Annotated in this window: 14 protein-coding genes; 5 read left to right on the top strand and 9 right to left on the bottom strand. The window is 67.6% G+C overall.

All coding sequences use genetic code 11. The annotated features are described in order from the left end of the window. Positions 1-307: 307 nt before the first annotated feature. On the top strand, positions 308-1684 hold the full coding sequence (locus tag MKP05_RS05170; RefSeq protein WP_240567335.1) for a dihydrolipoyl dehydrogenase family protein: 1377 nt from the start codon (positions 308-310) through the stop codon (positions 1682-1684). Between the two features lie 317 nt (positions 1685-2001). Further along, the gene (locus MKP05_RS05175) at positions 2002-2526 is read left to right on the top strand and encodes a hypothetical protein (protein ID WP_240567336.1); all 525 of its coding nucleotides are present in this window, start codon (positions 2002-2004) and stop codon (positions 2524-2526) included. A gap of 91 nt (positions 2527-2617) precedes the next feature. Here MKP05_RS05175 and MKP05_RS21740 read toward each other — a convergent pair whose 3' ends face one another. After that, positions 2618-2746 carry a hypothetical protein gene (locus MKP05_RS21740; protein ID WP_276316525.1) on the bottom strand — a complete coding sequence of 43 codons (129 nt, stop codon included), beginning with the start codon at positions 2744-2746 and terminating at the stop codon, positions 2618-2620. Between the two features lie 111 nt (positions 2747-2857). Between MKP05_RS21740 and MKP05_RS05180 the strand changes: the two genes are divergently transcribed. Next, positions 2858-3445 (top strand): BBE domain-containing protein, encoded by a 588-nt coding sequence (locus tag MKP05_RS05180; RefSeq protein WP_240567337.1) that lies wholly within the window; start codon positions 2858-2860, stop codon positions 3443-3445. Between the two features lie 108 nt (positions 3446-3553). Here MKP05_RS05180 and MKP05_RS05185 read toward each other — a convergent pair whose 3' ends face one another. The 6 genes from MKP05_RS05185 to MKP05_RS05210 form a co-directional block, all read right to left on the bottom strand. Further along, positions 3554-3889: a hypothetical protein gene (locus tag MKP05_RS05185; protein WP_110283517.1), complete on the bottom strand. Its 336-nt coding sequence runs from the start codon at positions 3887-3889 to the stop codon at positions 3554-3556. A 119-nt stretch (positions 3890-4008) separates the two neighbouring features. Beyond that, a complete protein-coding gene (locus MKP05_RS05190; RefSeq protein ID WP_240567338.1) occupies positions 4009-5214 on the bottom strand; it encodes a trans-sulfuration enzyme family protein in 1206 nt (401 codons plus the stop codon). A 19-nt stretch (positions 5215-5233) separates the two neighbouring features. Next, positions 5234-6604 (bottom strand): pyridoxal-phosphate dependent enzyme, encoded by a 1371-nt coding sequence (locus tag MKP05_RS05195; protein WP_240567339.1) that lies wholly within the window; start codon positions 6602-6604, stop codon positions 5234-5236. A gap of 134 nt (positions 6605-6738) precedes the next feature. After that, entirely contained in the window at positions 6739-8676 is a 1938-nt protein-coding gene (locus MKP05_RS05200; protein WP_240567340.1) for an aconitate hydratase, read from the bottom strand. 71 nt (positions 8677-8747) lie between these two features. Next, positions 8748-9149, bottom strand: a complete 402-nt coding sequence (locus tag MKP05_RS05205) for a DoxX family protein (protein WP_110283521.1) — start codon at positions 9147-9149, stop codon at positions 8748-8750. Between the two features lie 165 nt (positions 9150-9314). After that, positions 9315-9734, bottom strand: a complete 420-nt coding sequence (locus MKP05_RS05210; RefSeq protein ID WP_110283522.1) for a VOC family protein — start codon at positions 9732-9734, stop codon at positions 9315-9317. Positions 9735-10153: 419 nt separating this feature from the next. Between MKP05_RS05210 and MKP05_RS05215 the strand changes: the two genes are divergently transcribed. Further along, a complete protein-coding gene (locus MKP05_RS05215) occupies positions 10154-11518 on the top strand; it encodes an FAD-binding oxidoreductase (RefSeq protein ID WP_240567341.1) in 1365 nt (454 codons plus the stop codon). Here MKP05_RS05215 and MKP05_RS05220 read toward each other — a convergent pair. Together MKP05_RS05220 and MKP05_RS05225 are read right to left on the bottom strand one after the other, a co-directional pair. After that, a complete protein-coding gene (locus tag MKP05_RS05220) occupies positions 11493-12401 on the bottom strand; it encodes an alpha/beta fold hydrolase (RefSeq protein WP_240567342.1) in 909 nt (302 codons plus the stop codon). The genes MKP05_RS05215 and MKP05_RS05220 overlap by 26 nt on opposite strands. Then, entirely contained in the window at positions 12398-14407 is a 2010-nt protein-coding gene (locus MKP05_RS05225; protein WP_240567343.1) for a pyrroloquinoline quinone-dependent dehydrogenase, read from the bottom strand. The genes MKP05_RS05220 and MKP05_RS05225 overlap by 4 nt, the downstream gene beginning before the upstream one ends. Positions 14408-14496: 89 nt before the next feature. On the opposite strand from MKP05_RS05225, the gene MKP05_RS05230 reads away from it, so the two are divergent. Beyond that, on the top strand, positions 14497-14706 hold the full coding sequence (locus MKP05_RS05230) for a hypothetical protein (RefSeq protein WP_110283526.1): 210 nt from the start codon (positions 14497-14499) through the stop codon (positions 14704-14706). Positions 14707-14893: the final 187 nt, after the last annotated feature.

Here is a 14893-nt window from a genome sequence, read left to right on the forward strand (position 1 = left end):
CAAATCGTCTATCCTGACGATTTGTCGCTGATTTTTGCCTTGTGACCCACACGGATGTGGGAAATGCGTGGGCCCGTAGGGAACGGGCCTAGCCCTGGCCATCGCTCGCCGACTTTTTGGACAAAGCCTGGTTCGAACTCCCTGTGGCGGGCAGAGAGTGGGCTACACTCGCAGAAGAAGAACCTGATCGCCGACCTCGACGGGGCCGGCCGGAGGATATCGAGCGCGGCGCAGTGGGGCGGATCTCGTTTGGCGTTCGACGCCCCGGCCCTCGTACTCGCGCCGCGCAGTAAAGCGGGGAGGAACCATGGCGGCGATTGAGCGCTACGACGTGATCTGCATCGGCGGCGGCTCCGGCCTCACGGCCGCCTATTACGCTCAGCAGGACGGCAAGTCGGTCGCGCTGGTCGATGACCGTCCCGACCAGCTCGGCGGCACCTGCGTGAACCGTGGCTGCATCCCGACGAAGGGCCTGATTCAGGCCGCCGAGGTGATGCAGACGATCCGGCACGCCGGGGACTTCGGTATCCACCTGGATCAGTCGTCGGTTCGCGTCGACTTCCAGGCCGTTCTCGACACGGTCCGCCGGCGGCGCGAGAACGACGCCGCTGCCGTGCGCCGCTGGGTGGAGAGCGCCTTCACCCCCTACTATGGCCAGGCGCATTTCGTGGACGACAAGCTGATCGAGATGGAGGACGGGCGCCGGCTGACCGGCGAGCGGATCTTCATCGCCGCGGGCGCGCGACCCGCGATCCCGCCGATCCCCGGGCTGGCGGAGAGCGGGTTTCTCACCAACGAGTCCGTCATCTTCGACCTCACCGAGCAGCCCGAGCACCTGATCATCCTCGGCGGCGGCTACATCGGCTGCGAGTTTGCCCATTTTTTCTCCGCCCTGGGCACCCGCGTCACGGTGATCGACCATTCCGAGTGCCTGCTGGCCGAAGACGACGACGTGCGGGCGCTGTTCACGCAGGAACTCGCCAAGCGGGTGGAGCTGGTGCTGCAAGCCGAGGCACGCCAGGCGCTGGTGCGCGACGGGCAGTGCGGCCTGGTCGTCGCCACCGACGACGGCGAACGGACCGTGCTCGGCGATCGGCTCCTGCTGGCCACCGGTCGGCGTCCCAACACCGATCGCCTGGCGCTGGAGCGGACGGGGGTCGAGCTCGACGGCCGCGGCTTCGTGGTGGTCGACGACGGGCTGCGGACCACGCACCCCGACATCTATGCCTATGGCGACGTCATCGGGCAGGGGATGTTCAAGCACACCTCGAGCTACGAAGGTGAGCTTGCCTACCGCAACGCCCACGGTGCCTCCCTTGCCGTCGACTACACCGCCAACCCCCACGCCGTGTTCAGCAACCCGCAGATCGGCTCGGTCGGGCTGACCGAGCGTGCCTGTCGCGACCAGGGCCTCGATTACACCGTGGCCCGGAAGGACTACGCCGATTTCGCCAAGGGCAAGATCGTCGGTTCACCCCCGGGCTTTGCGAAACTCCTGGTCGAGAAGGGCAGCGACCGGATCCTGGGCTTCCATATGATCGGCCCCCAGGCAGCCGACCTGATTCACGAGGTGGTGGTCGCCATGAACACCCCGGGGGCCAAGGCGCAAGGGGTGCGCGACAGCATCCACGTGCACCCGACGCTCGCCGAGTTGGTCAGGCAGGTGTTCGACGCCACGGCGTAGGAGCCGCTCAGCGCCGCGTGTCCTGGGGAAGTGCGGTGGACCAGAAAAAAACCGATGTCATGGTGAGGCTAGCCCAAGCCGCATGACCTGCGTAATCTCATTACGAGGTTAGCGTTAGTGCCATATCCTGGTCACGGGGGCTGTGATTTCTCAGTGATATTTCATGAGGAATATCAGGTTGTGTCTGAAGGTATCCATGTATGAATGAATTGCCTGCTTAAATGTCAGGGTGTTTGTCCCAACGTCGCCTAATCTTGTTTTAGGCGAGTCTTTCGCCGGTGCGTTTTCCATAAGGGGCAAGACAAGGGGACAAGACCATGCGACAACCTCGCGTGACACGGGATTTGACGAAGGCCATCGTGCTGGTGGCGGGGATCGGGGCCACGCTTTCCTTGGCGAGTGCGGAACCGGTCAAGATCGAAGCCACGGTGATGCCCAAGGAGGAGGTACGTCTCGACTTTGCCGATGGAAGCAAGAGATTTGTCCAACTACTCAATCGTGAGGGCGAAGCGATCGGCAGTGGACCACTCGATGGCACTACCGTGACGGAATATGGCATGCATGACATCTTGCCCGGCGTGGGAGGCGACGCCAACGGCTATCTGGTATTCACCGCGGGAGAAGGTGACATCGCCTACATCAAGTGGCTACTGCGTGCCGTATTCGTTCCTGGCCCTGAGGGCAAGCCATCGTTGCTCAACAATGGCTTGTGGGAGGTCGTTGGCGGTACCGGCCAGTTCGAGGGGCTCAATGGCGCGGGGACATTTCATGTCGAATTTCCGTCACAGACCAATCGTGTCTTCGTACTGGAAGGCGAGATGCTGTCGGCCGCAGAGGAATAGCCCGGTCATTCCATTCCTGGAGTAATCGGGGACGTCCCCCCCTTCTCCGCCAATGACTCCACTGTCGGGTTCGCGCTGATAACAGCGCTGCTCAGGCGCTGACCCGCTTGGGCTCGCCGGCAAAGACACTCAGTCCCAGCCAGCGCTGCATGCTGGCCTGCAACTGGCGAGCCCCGGTCAGCAGGAGCTTGCCGCCGGCGAGCGCCTCCGCCACGGTCATCAGGCCCATCCAGATGGCGGTCAGGCCCCGCCCGAGCTGACCCTGTTCGCCTTGTTGCGGCCGGCACCGCCGGCCCCGTGGTTGCCCAAGGAGTACCATGGCGAGCCGATCGTGGCGCTGCTCGCCTGCTACAGCGGCAAGCCGGAGGAGGGCGAGGCGGTGGTCGCGCCGATCAAGGCGTTCGGCAAGCCCATCGGCGACGTGTTGGTGCGTCGGCCCTATGTGCAGCTGCAGAAGCTGCTCGATGCCACCCAGCCCAAGGGGCGGCGCTACTACTGGAAGAGCGAGTATCTGCCGGGCATCGAGCCCGCGCTGTGCGACAAGGTCATCGAGCATGCCGGGCGCATCCGCTCGCCGTACTCGTCGGTGATCCTGTCCCATCTCGGCGGCGCCCTGAACGAGCTCGACAACGACCACTCGGCCGTGGGCAACCGCGATGCGCGCTACGTCTTCAACGTGGGCGGCGCCTGGGAGCAGCCGGAGGACGACGCGGCGAACATCGCCTGGGCCCGCGAGGCCTGGCACGACCTGAAGGCCTTCTCCACCGGCGGCACCTACATCAACTTCCTGACCGAGGACGAAGGCCCGGAGCGCGTCGAAGCGGCCCTCGGCCCGGCCCTCCGGCGGCTCGCCGAGATCAAGCGCCGCTGGGATCCGGACAATCGCTTCCGCGTCAATCGCAACATTGCGCCCGGCTGAGCGAGGACGTCGGCGAGGCGTTCACGCCGGAGCTGGGCGAGCAGCAACCCCACAACCCAAAGGGCCCGCGAGAGATCGCGGGCCCTTTTAAGTGGTGGAGAGGGAGGCTTAGGCGGCTCCCGGCTCGCGGAAGTGCTCCCACGCATGGTGATACAGAATGCCGGCATACCCGTTGCGCTGCATGATCTTGAGGATCTTCGCGGGGTTGCCGTCACCGAGGGCCTTGTGCAATTTCGCCCGCTGCTCGGCATCGAGGGCTTCGTACCAGTGATACGGCTCGCCCTGTGCGTCGCCATCCTCGGCCTTGCGCATCAGGTCCATTTCGATGCGGCCACCATGGCGATACAGGATGTCGAAGCCCTCCTGCAGGTGGTCCGCCGGCACGTCGCACGGCTTTTCGAGGCCTTCCAGCACGTTGTAGTAGTAATAGCTCAGCGGTTGCATGTGGCTCCTCCAGCGGTATGCCGTTGCTCATCCGTCTATGCTTGCTCTCCCTGTCTCCATGTTGCCTGAGACATGGCGACCAGCTCAATTGAAAAAGGGCAACTCGACATGCGACGGGCTCAAGATGGTGGGCCGGCTTCGCCGCCGCCCTGCAGGGCCTGATCCAGGTCGGCGATCAGGTCATCGAGCGCCTCGATGCCCACCGAGAGCCGGATCAGCCCATCCTCGATGCCGAGCCGTTCGCGGGTCTCGGCGGGCACGGAGGCGTGGGTCATGATGCCGGGGTGCTCGATCAGGCTCTCCACCCCGCCCAGGCTCTCGGCCAGGGCGAACAGTTGGCAGCGTTCCAGCACGCGCCGGGCCGCCGCTTCGCCGCCGCGAACCACGATGGTGACCATACCGCCGAAGTCGCTCATCTGGCGGCCGGCCAGGGCGTGCTGGGGATGGCTGGCCAGGCCGGGGTAGATGACTCGCTCCACGGCCGGGTGGGCGTCCAGCCAGGCGGCCAGCGCCCGGGCATTCTCGCAGTGCTGGCGCATGCGCAGCACCAGGGTCTTCAGTCCGCGCAGGGCGAGGTAGCTGTCGAACGGCCCGGCAATGCTGCCGACGGCGTTGTGGATGAAGGCCAACCGCTCGGCCAGCGCCTCATCGGCGACCACGGCGACCCCGCCGACGATATCGGAATGGCCCCCCAGGTACTTGGTGGTGGAGTGCACCACGATGTCGAAGCCGAGCTCCAGCGGCCGCTGCAGTACCGGCGTGGCGAAGGTGTTGTCCATGACGCTGATCAGGCCGTGAGCGCGGGCGAAGTCGGCGATGCGTTGTAGGTCGACGAGCTTGAGCAGCGGGTTGCTGGGCGACTCCACCCAGAGCATGCGGCTGTTGTCGCGCAGGGCGGTCTCCAGGCTAGCTTTCAGGTCGGCCTCGCGGCTGAGGTCGACGAAGCCGAAATCGAGCCCGGCGGAGCGCCGGCGGACGTTCTCGAACAGGCGGTAGGAGCCGCCGTAGAGGTCGTCCAAGGCGATCACATGGCTGCCGTGGTCGAGCAGTTCCAGCACGCTGGCCGTGGCCGCCATGCCCGAGGCAAAGGCGAAGCCCGCCGTGCCGCCTTCCAGGTCCGCCATGCAGCGCTCGAACGCCAGGCGGGTGGGGTTGCCGCTGCGCGAGTATTCGAAGCCCTGATGTCGACCGGGGCTGGCCTGCACGTAGGTGGAGGTGGCGTAGATCGGCGTCATGATGGCCCCGGTGCTGGGGTCCGGCGCCTGCCCGGCATGGATGGCCCGGGTCGCCAGCCGATGGCGTCCGTCCTGGTAATCGTCACTCATCGCATCTCTCCCGTTCCCTTCAGTCGATCCGGCGCCGCAGATAGTTGAGCAGGTCGATCCGCGTGATCAGGCCATCGAATTGGTCGCCCTCGGTGACGATGGCGACGTGATCCTCCTGGAACACCGCCACCAGGTCGTCCAGGCTGGCCCCGGGGCCGAGCTCCTGCAGCTGCGTGATCATCGCCTCGCGCACCGGCGACTTGAAATGGTCCTCGTGGCCATACACCGCCATCAATATGTCCGACTCGTCGATGATGCCGACCACCCGGTCGCCCTCCATGACCGGCAGTTGGGAGACATCGTAGAGCTTCATGCGCGCGTAGGCCGTGGTCAGCGGCTCGTCGGGCGTTACCACCACGGTGTCGTGCTCGGCATAGGGATGCCGGATCAGGTCGCGCAGGTCGCCGTACTGGCGCCGCTCGATGAAGCCCTGATCCTCCAGCCAGTGATCGTTGTACATCTTGGACAGGTACTTGTTGCCGGTATCGCAGACGAAGGTCACCACCCGCTTGGGCTGGGTCTGGGCGCGACAGTAGCGCAGCGCCGCCGCCACGCAGGTGCCGGTGGAGGTGCCGCCCAGAATCCCTTCGCGATGCAGCAGTTCGCGGCCGCACAGCAGGCTCTCCTTGTCGGAGATGGTGATGGCCTGGCTGACCCGCGACAGGTCGGCGATGGACGGAAGGAAATCCTCGCCGATGCCTTCGACCAGCCAGCTGCCGCCCTTGGTGCCGAGCTGCCCGCTACGCACGTACTCGGCCAGCACGGAGCCCTCGGGGTCGGCCAGCACCAGTTCCACCTCGGGGGCGGCCTTGGCGAAGCAGCGTGACAGGCCGGTCATGGTGCCGCTGGAGCCCACGCCGCACACCACGGCGTCGAGGCGCCCGTCCATCTGGCGCAGGATCTCCGGGCCGGTGCCGTGCTCATGGGCCAGGGGATTGGCGGGGTTGCCGAACTGGTTGATGAATATCGCGCTCGGGATCTCCCGGGCGATGGCCGCCGCCTTGTCCTGGTAGTACTCGGGGTGGCCCTTGGCCACGTCCGAGCGCGTCATTACCACTTCGGCCCCCATGGCCTTGAGATGGAAGATCTTCTCGCGGCTCATCTTGTCGGGAATCACCAGAATCACGCGGTAGCCCTTCTGCTGCGCCACCAGCGCCAGGGCCAGGCCGGTATTGCCGGCGGTACCCTCGACGATGGTGCCGCCCGGTTTTAGCTCGCCCGAGGCCTCGGCGGCCTCGATCATCGACAGCCCGATGCGGTCCTTGACCGAGCCGGTCGGGTTCATGTTCTCCAGCTTCAGGTAGAGTTCGCAGGGGCCGGTGTCCATATTGGCGACCCGCACCATCGGCGTGTTGCCGATCATGGCGATGGCATTCGCTAGCGGTTGCATTGGGGCCTCCGGGAATCGGTTCCTTCCCTAAGGAACAGTGTAGGTGCCCCGGTGGGTTCGGTAGCGATGTGGTGGAGCGAGTCCGGCGGCGAGGAGCCGGCCTCTCATCGCTCGCAACATGGATCAGCGCTTCCCTAGGTCTCCTCGCGCACCAGATTGATCAGGCTGCCGCTGCGGATCATGGCGATCTGGCGCTGGGACAGGCCGTGGTGCAGGGTGTAGGACTCCTCCCTGGTCCGGTTGTGCAGCATGACCTCGCCGCCGCTGTCGAGGGCGCCGAGCGGGTCGTCCAGGACCAGTTCGTCCCCCTGGTCGATGCGCTCCAGGTCGTCGGGGTTGGCGAAGGTCAGCGGCACGACACCGAAGTTGGCCAGGTTCTGCCAGTGGATACGGCCGTAGGAGAGGGCGCAGACCGCGCGCAGCCCCAGGTAGCGGGGGGCGATGGCGGCGTGTTCGCGGCTCGAACCCTGGCCGTAGTTCCGGCCGGCGACGAGGAAGAAGCCGTCGCCGTCCAGCGCCTTGGCGCGCTGGCTGAAGTCGGGGTCGACGGCCCGGAACACGTACTCGGCGATGGCCGGGATATTGCTGCGCAGGGGCAGCACCTCGGCCCCGGCGGGCAGGATCTCGTCGGTGGAGACGTCGTCACCCAGCTTCAGCAGCACCGGGCCGGCGAAGCGGGTGGGAATGGGCTCGAATTCCGGCAGCGACTTGATGTTGGGCCCCTTGATCAGCGCCACCAGGCCGCTGTCCTCGGCAGGGGCGACGAGCATCTCGCGGTTGATCGCCAGCGGCTCGGGTTCTTCGAACCGTGGGTACGCCATGTCCAGATCGCGCGGATCGGTGATCCTGCCGGTCAGGGCGGAGGCGGTGGCGGTTTCCGGGCTGCACAGGAAGACCCGGTCCTCGGGGGTGCCGGAGCGGCCCGGGAAGTTGCGCGGTACGGTGCGCAGGCTGTTGCGGCCCGTGGCCGGCGCCTGGCCCATGCCGATGCAGCCGTTGCAGCCGGCCTGGTGGAGGCGGGCACCGGCGCGGATCAGCCGCGACAGGTAGCCGTGACTGGAAAGGTTCTCGAGGATCTGGCGCGACGTGGGGTTGACGTCGAAGGAGACGCCCGGCGCTATCCGGCGGCCCTCGACCATCATCGCCGGCACGGCGAAGTCGCGAAAGCCCGGATTGGCCGAGGAGCCCACGTAGGCCTGGTAGATCTCCTCGCCGGCCACTTCACGCACCGGCTTGACGTTGCCAGGGCTGCTGGGCAGGGCGATCAGTGGCTCGAGGGTGGACAGGTCCAGCACGACATGCTCATCGTAGTCGGCGCCGTCATCGGCGAGCAGTTCCTGCCAAGCGTCGCCGCGCTCCTGGCGCTCCAGGAACCGCTTCACCTCGCCGTCGGAGGGAAACACCGAGGTTGTCGCCCCCATCTCGGTGCCCATGTTGGCGATCACGTGACGGTCCATGGCGCTCAGGGCAGCGAGGCCGGGGCCGTAGTACTCGAAGACCTTGCCGACGCCGCCCTTGACGTCGAAGCGGCGCAGCATCTCCAGCACCACGTCCTTGGCGCTGACCCAGTCGGGCAACTCGCCGGTCACCTCCACCCCTACCACCTTGGGCATGTTGAGGTAGAGCGGTTTGCCGACCATGGCCAGGGCCACCTCCAGGCCGCCGGCACCGATGGCGAACATGCCCAGTGCCCCGGCGGCCGGGGTGTGGCTGTCCGAGCCGACCAGGGTCTTGCCGGGCATGCCGAAGCGCTCCTGGTGGACCGGGTGGCTGACGCCGTTGCCGGCCGGGCTGAACCAGACGCCGAACTTGCGGCAGGCGCTCTGCAGGAACAGGTGGTCGTCGGGGTTCTTGAAGTCCTCCTGCAGGAGGTTGTGGTCGACATACTGGGCCGAGAGCTCGGTGCGCACGCGGCCGACCTGCATGGCCTCGAACTCCAGCATCACCAGGGTACCGGTGGCGTCCTGGGTCAGGGTCTGGTCGATGGCAAGCCCGATCTCCTCGCCCGGCACCATCCTGCCTGACAGCAGGTGGGACTCGATCAGCTTGCGGGTCACGTTGAGCCGAGTCATGACGCGCTCCCGTCGCGGTTTCGCCTTCAGTCTAGCAACCTGGCGGGGAGACGATCCGACGCTCAGGCCGCTTACGCGGAGCCCTTGCCCCGCATGGCGTCGATGCTCCAGGGGCCGGGGCCCGCGAAGACGAGGTAGAAGAACACGAAGCAGTAGAGGATGGCCGCGTCGCCGCCGTTATTGACCGGGAAGAGATCCTGCGGGGCGTGGGCGATCCAGTAGGCGAAGGCCATGGTGCCGGAGGCCAGGAAGGCCGCGGCCCGGCTCTGGAAGCCGACCATGATCAGTACCCCGCAGATGATCTCGATGAAGCCGGAGATCCCCGACAGCGAGAAGGTCTCGACCACACGGTCCGTTGGCGGGAAGCCGAGATGCTTCTGGGTGCCGTGCAAGAGGAAGATGAAGCCCGACACGATACGCAGCACGCTGAGCACGCGGGGTGCCCAGACTTTCTGGAGTTCGAGGGTGTCCATGGGGGCGCTCCTTGTCCAATGGCAATGGCGACATTGGCAAAGCGTGGCCCGCTCCGGTGGATTGGGCAAGGCGACGCAGGTGATGATGGCGACGATCCGCCGGGTGATCGAGGAGCCGGGCGCTGCCTGAGCCGGTTGCGTCGCCACCCGCCGCCTTGATTCCTCTCAGCCCGTTGAATCGTTCGAGGGGATGGCCGCCGGGTCCATCCACATCGCCTCCCAGACGTGACCGTCGGGATCCGCCAGGTTGCGGTTGTACATGAAGCCGAGATCCTGAGGGGGATTGATATCGGCGGTGCCGCCCTTGGCGGCGGCCGCCTCGTTCATGGCGTCGACCGCGGCGCGACTGTCGCACGACAAGGCCAGCATCACTTCGCTGGAGGTGGTCGGCGGAAGCGGCCGGCTGGTGAAGGTGCGCCATTTGGCATGGGTGAGCAGCATGACGTTGATCGCCTCGCTCCATACCATGCAGGCCGCCGTATCGTCGGTGAAATGTGGGTTGTTCTCGAAACCGAGGGACGTGTAGAACGCCACCGACGCGTCGAGGTCGGCGACGGGCAGGTTCACGAAGATCATGCGTGACATGGTTGGCCTCCATCGGGTGGATGCAATAGTGATAGTTGTCTGTGCTGTCTCCTGCTAGTCGAACGGCACGTCGCGCTTTCGACAGGGAGGGGGCGCTGCCCGGGGGACCACGCTGGCGCTGGACGATCTCGAGCGTCTCGCCGTTGCCGCCTACCTGGCGGGCAAGGATGCCGAGAGCAATGACCTCTGGGCCCGGACCTCATTGAGCAATCAGTCAACTCCGGTCGCTGTGCTCCGGTGGCGGCCAGCCTCTCTTCGCTCGCGACATAAATCAGCGCTTCCCTGATTCCCCCTGCACCTGGCGGAAACTACCCAGTGGCCGCCTGAGGCCGATCGGGTAGCTTCGCCGAGGCGTTGCCCGGCCTTCCTGTCGTAGTCTTGAACTGTGGAGATGACCTCAACGAGGGGAGGGGGCGATCATGACCATCAATGACAGCACCATCCAGCAATTCCGGAACCGCTTGCGGGGACGGCTCGTCCTGCCGGAACAGGAGGACTATGACGAGGCTCGCCGGGTGTTCAACGGCCTGATCGACCGACGTCCTGCCATGATCGTGCGGTGTGCCGGGGTGGCCGACGTGATCGCGTCCGTCGACTTCGCGCGGGAGGCGGCGCTGCCGATCGCCGTGCGTGGCGGTGGCCACAGCGTGGTGGGCAGTGCCGTCTGCGACGAGGGTCTGGTGATCGACCTGTCGCCGATGGCGAGCGTGTGGGTCGATCCTCGGCAACGCGTGGCGCGCGCCGAGGGCGGTGCCACCTGGGGGGACTTCGATCATGAAACCCAGGCCTTCGGCCTGGCCACCACCGGCGGCATCGTGCCCTCGACCGGCATCGCCGGGCTCACCCTGGGAGGCGGGATCGGCTACCTCAACCGCAAGCATGGCCTGGCCTGCGACAACCTGGTGTCGGCCGATGTGGTCACCGCGGAGGGACGGCTGGTGACGGCTAGTGCCGACGAGCATCCGGACCTGTTCTGGGGCCTGCGTGGCGGGGGTGGCAACTTCGGCGTGGTGACGTCCTTCGCGTATCGGCTGCATCCGGTGGGGCCGGTGCTGGGCGGTGAACTCGTCTATCCCCTCGACCGTGCCAGGGATGTCCTGCGCTTCTATCGTGACTGGTCCAGTACGGCCCCCGATGAAGTGAGGGCGGATGCCACCTTGCTGTCCGGGCCCGAAGGCCCCGTACTGGACATCAAGATGTGCTATTGCGGGTCCCTCGAGGAGGGCGAGGCCGTGTTGCAGCCCATGCGCGCGTTCGGCGCTCCGGTGCTCGATACCGTTGCGCCGGTCCCCTACGCCACGGTGCAGAACCTGCTCACCGAGGTGTTCCAGCCCGGCCGGCGGCACTACTGGAAGGCTGGCTTCATGAGGGCGTTCGGCGACGACGCCATCGAGGCGCTCCTCGACTTCTTCGTCGCCGACACGCCCGCACCCTTTGCCGCGATCGCCATCGAGCATCTGGGGGGCGCCATCGGTCGCGTGGGCGCCCAGGACACCGCCTTCGCCCACCGGCAGGCGCAACACAGCGTCCTGGTGTTGCGGATGTGGGAGGATCCCGCGGAATCGGAGGCGAATATCGCGTGGGGACGCCGCTGCTTCCGCGCCGTGGCCCCCTTCCTGGAGGAGGGCGCGTACGTCAACTACCTGGGCGACGAGGGCGAGGCGAGGGTCAGGACGGCCTATGGGGCCAACTACGCGCGGTTGGTCGCGCTGAAGAACGTGTACGATCCGGAAAATGTCTTCCGCTTCAATCAGAACATCACGCCGACCCACCAGCCCCCGTGACCTCGGCGAGGAAGCCCCGCAGCACGGCCAGGGTCTCCTCCGGATGGCTGCGGGTCACCCAGTGGGAGCCGGGGAGGCGGGCGATGCGCAGGTCGGTGGCGTAGTCGCCGAGGTTGGCGTAGCCGGCCTCCGAGACGAAGGGGTCGCGCTCGGCGACGATCAGCTGCACCGGGCAGGTCACGCTGGCCCTGGGGGGCAGCGGCGGTGGGTGGAGCACGTTCTGGCGGTACAGCGCCATGGGGCCCAGTGCCATGGCGAGTACCTGCTCTCGGCTCTCCTCGAGCAGGGGATCGCCCTTGGGGACGCCGGCAATGCGCAGCACCAGGCGCCAGGCGGGCACGCCGCCGAGGCGCCACAGCGCTTCGCCCAGCGGCCAGGCCAGCAGCGGCAGGGTGTAGCTGGCGCGCAGCAGTTGCGCGACCACCGGCCAGAGGCGGCGCGGGCTCAGGCTCTTCAGGCCCTCCAGCCCCCACTGGCGCCAGATCGCCAGGTGCGGCCCGGAGATGAAGCTCCAACTGAGCACCCGCTGGCCGTAGTTGGGGTGGGTGACATAGGACCATCCGATCGTGGCGCCCCAGTCGTGACCCACCAGGTGCAGCCGGCTCGCGCCCAGCACCCCGATCACCGCCTCGATGTCCTCGAGCAGGGCGGCGATACGGTAGCGCCGCGCCGGCTGGCGCGGCTCCCCGGCCGGGATGCCGGGCCAGTCCAGGCTGGCCACCCGGTAGCGATCTGCCAGGGCCGTCATGGTCTCCTGCCACATGCGCTGGCTGTCCGGGTAGCCGTGCAGGAAGAGCACCAGGGGGCGCTGGGGGTCGCCGCCGTGGCGCACGCGCAGCCGGTAGCCGGGGCGCTCGACCCAGGTCTCGGCCAGCCCGCTCATTCCGGCTCCGGCAGGGCGAAGGCGACGATGGCGTCGCCGGGGTCGGAGAACAGGTGTCCGCCCGCCGCGACCACCAGGAACTGGCGTCGCTCGGGGCCGAGCCGGTAGGTGAGGGGCGTGGCGTGGGCGGCGTAGGGGAGGTCGGCGCGCCACAGGGTCTCGCCGCTGGCCAGGTCGAAGGCGCGGATATAGCGATCCGGGGTGGCAGCGATGAAGGCCAGGCCGCCGGCGGTGACGATGGGGCCGCCGACATTGGGCACGCCCCACTCGAGCCAGAAGGGCCAGGGAGCCAGGCCGCGGGTGGAGCCCAGGGGCACCTCCCAGCGGATCTCGCCGTCGTCCAGGTCGACGGCGGTCAGCGTACCCCAGGGCGGGGCGCTGCACGGCATGCCCAGCGGCGAGCTCAGCAGCTCCACGCTGACCCCATAGGGGGTGTCGCGCATCTCGCTGTAGAGGCGGTTGGCGCCGGCGAGCCCGCCGGCGTCGGTGCGGGTCTCCTCCTCGGGCAGCGCCGCGTACTCCTCGCGGGGAATCAGCCGCACCCCGGTGGGCACCCGCGACTGGTTGACCACCAGCAGGTTGCGGCTCGGGTCGACGGCGCCACTGCCCCAGTTGATGCCGCCCGTGGCGGCGGGGTAGACCACCGTGCCCTCGAGGCTGGGCGGGGTGTAGAGGCCTTCGGCGCGGCGCGACTCGATCTCGCGACGGCAGCGGCCGCGGTCCCAGAAGGTCAGGCCCCAGGCGTCGTCCGGGGTCAGTTGCGGCGGAAAGAGCGTCGGCGGGGTAACCGGGAAGGGCTGGGTGGGCGAGAGCCACTCGCCCGGCGCCGGGTCCTGGGGCACCGGGCGCTCCTCGATGGGGTGCAGCGGTTCGCCGCTCTCGCGGTCGAGCACGAACACATGGCCGGCCTTGGTCGAGACGACCACCGCGGCCACCGGGCCGTCGTCGGTGTTCAGCTCGATCAGCGACGGCTGGGCGCCTATGTCGTAGTCCCAGAGGTCGTGGTGGACGGTCTGGAAGTGCCAGGCGACCTCGCCGGCGCGCTCGCCGCGGGTGTGCAGGGCGACCACCGAGGATGAGTAGTGATCGAGCCCGTTCCGCTGGCCGCCGAAGTAGTCCGGTGGGGCATTGCCGGTGGGCACGAAAAGCAGGCCGCGCTCGGCGTCGGCGGCCATCGGCGCCCAGACATTGGCGGTGGAGCGGCGGTAGGGGCCTTCCGCCGGGGTGGCGGGGTGATCGGGGGGCACCGGGTCCCAGGCCCAGGCCAGCTCGCCGGTGCGGGCGTCGAAGGCGCGCACCACCCCCGGTGGGGCGTCGGCGCGCACGTTATCGGCCACCAGGGCGCCGACGATGACCAGATCGTCGACCACCAGCGGGGCCGAGGTGACGTAGTACTCCCAGGGCGGCACGTCGTCGCCGAGGTCGTCGCGCAGCGCCAGGCGGCCGGCCTCGCCGAAGTCGGCGCAGGGGCGGCCGGTGGCGGCGTCCAGGGCGATCAGCTCGGCGTCCTGGGTGCCGGTGAAGATCCGCTCCCGGCATTCGCTCTCGTTCCCGCCATCGGCCTCGGCGTCCTGCCAGTGGGCCACACCGCGGCAGATCATCGGGTAGGCGCCGTGCAGCCGGCGCAGCTGCAGCTCGGGGTCGAACTGCCAGAGCTCCTCGCCGGTTTCCGGGTCCAGTGCGATGACGCGGTTGTAGGGGGTGCAGAAGATCAGCCGCTCGCCCACCACGATGGGCGTGACCTGCAGCGAGGTGCGGGTCTGGGTCTCGTCGCCGAGGGCGAAGTCGCCGCTCTCGTAGCGCCACACCTCCTCGAGGTAGGCGACGTTGTCGGGGCGGATCTGGTCGAGGGGCGAGTAGCGCAGGCCCTCGAGGCCTTGACCGTAGTGCGGCCAGTCGCCCGTCGGGCCGCTCGTGTCGAGGGGCGGGGGTGGTTCACCGCAGCCGGCCACGAACAGCAGCATGGTGAAAAGCAGTTCCCCCCGGATCGCACCTTGCCGTCGCATCCTGCGCTCCTCCCTGAAGCCCGGCGCGCCTGGCCGGGAAACCCCTCGCTCGACTTGAAGCTAGTCCATAAGCCGCCCCCGGGCGAGGCGTGGCCCTGTTCCGCGACAAGGTGATGATCCTGGTCTCCGCCGCCGGCGATGACTGGCGGCTGCGCTACATCATGGGCGACGCTGCGCGCTTCCGGCCCGGCGATGTCACGGCATCAGGGCTACCCGGCGCGGTCGTTGCCGGCATCCCGAGCGTTGACACAAGCGTTTCGCCGATCCTGACCTGCATCAGGAAACCCCGGAGCTCGTGAACCATACTGACAGAGCCGCGATATCTCCTTACTTCCGGACTCAGGAGTTCACATGGCTTGTCATGACAAGGTGGTCATTCCCGATGAGCTGACAGTGATGGCATGCATCGACGGGGCCTGCGGATGATGCGGTGGAGGGAACCATCCGGCGATAAGCCAGCACGTGCCCGGTCAACGACTCGCCTCC

The sequence above is a fragment of the Halomonas flagellata genome, assembly GCF_022487945.1.
GTDB lineage: Bacteria > Pseudomonadota > Gammaproteobacteria > Pseudomonadales > Halomonadaceae > Halomonas > Halomonas flagellata.

Bases quoted from the DNA above. Each gene is read 5' to 3' on its own strand.
- MKP05_RS05170 (WP_240567335.1), top strand. From the start codon at position 308: ATGGCGGCGATTGAGCGCTACGACGTGATCTGCATCGGCGGCGGCTCC.
- MKP05_RS05175 (WP_240567336.1), top strand. From the start codon at position 2,002: ATGCGACAACCTCGCGTGACACGGGATTTGACGAAGGCCATCGTGCTG.
- MKP05_RS21740 (WP_276316525.1), bottom strand. From the start codon at position 2,746: ATGACCGTGGCGGAGGCGCTCGCCGGCGGCAAGCTCCTGCTGACCGGG.
- MKP05_RS05185 (WP_110283517.1), bottom strand. From the start codon at position 3,889: ATGCAACCGCTGAGCTATTACTACTACAACGTGCTGGAAGGCCTCGAA.
- MKP05_RS05190 (WP_240567338.1), bottom strand. From the start codon at position 5,214: ATGAGTGACGATTACCAGGACGGACGCCATCGGCTGGCGACCCGGGCC.
- MKP05_RS05195 (WP_240567339.1), bottom strand. From the start codon at position 6,604: ATGCAACCGCTAGCGAATGCCATCGCCATGATCGGCAACACGCCGATG.
- MKP05_RS05200 (WP_240567340.1), bottom strand. From the start codon at position 8,676: ATGACTCGGCTCAACGTGACCCGCAAGCTGATCGAGTCCCACCTGCTG.
- MKP05_RS05205 (WP_110283521.1), bottom strand. From the start codon at position 9,149: ATGGACACCCTCGAACTCCAGAAAGTCTGGGCACCCCGCGTGCTCAGC.
- MKP05_RS05210 (WP_110283522.1), bottom strand. From the start codon at position 9,734: ATGTCACGCATGATCTTCGTGAACCTGCCCGTCGCCGACCTCGACGCG.
- MKP05_RS05215 (WP_240567341.1), top strand. From the start codon at position 10,154: ATGACCATCAATGACAGCACCATCCAGCAATTCCGGAACCGCTTGCGG.
- MKP05_RS05220 (WP_240567342.1), bottom strand. From the start codon at position 12,401: ATGAGCGGGCTGGCCGAGACCTGGGTCGAGCGCCCCGGCTACCGGCTG.
- MKP05_RS05225 (WP_240567343.1), bottom strand. From the start codon at position 14,407: ATGCGACGGCAAGGTGCGATCCGGGGGGAACTGCTTTTCACCATGCTG.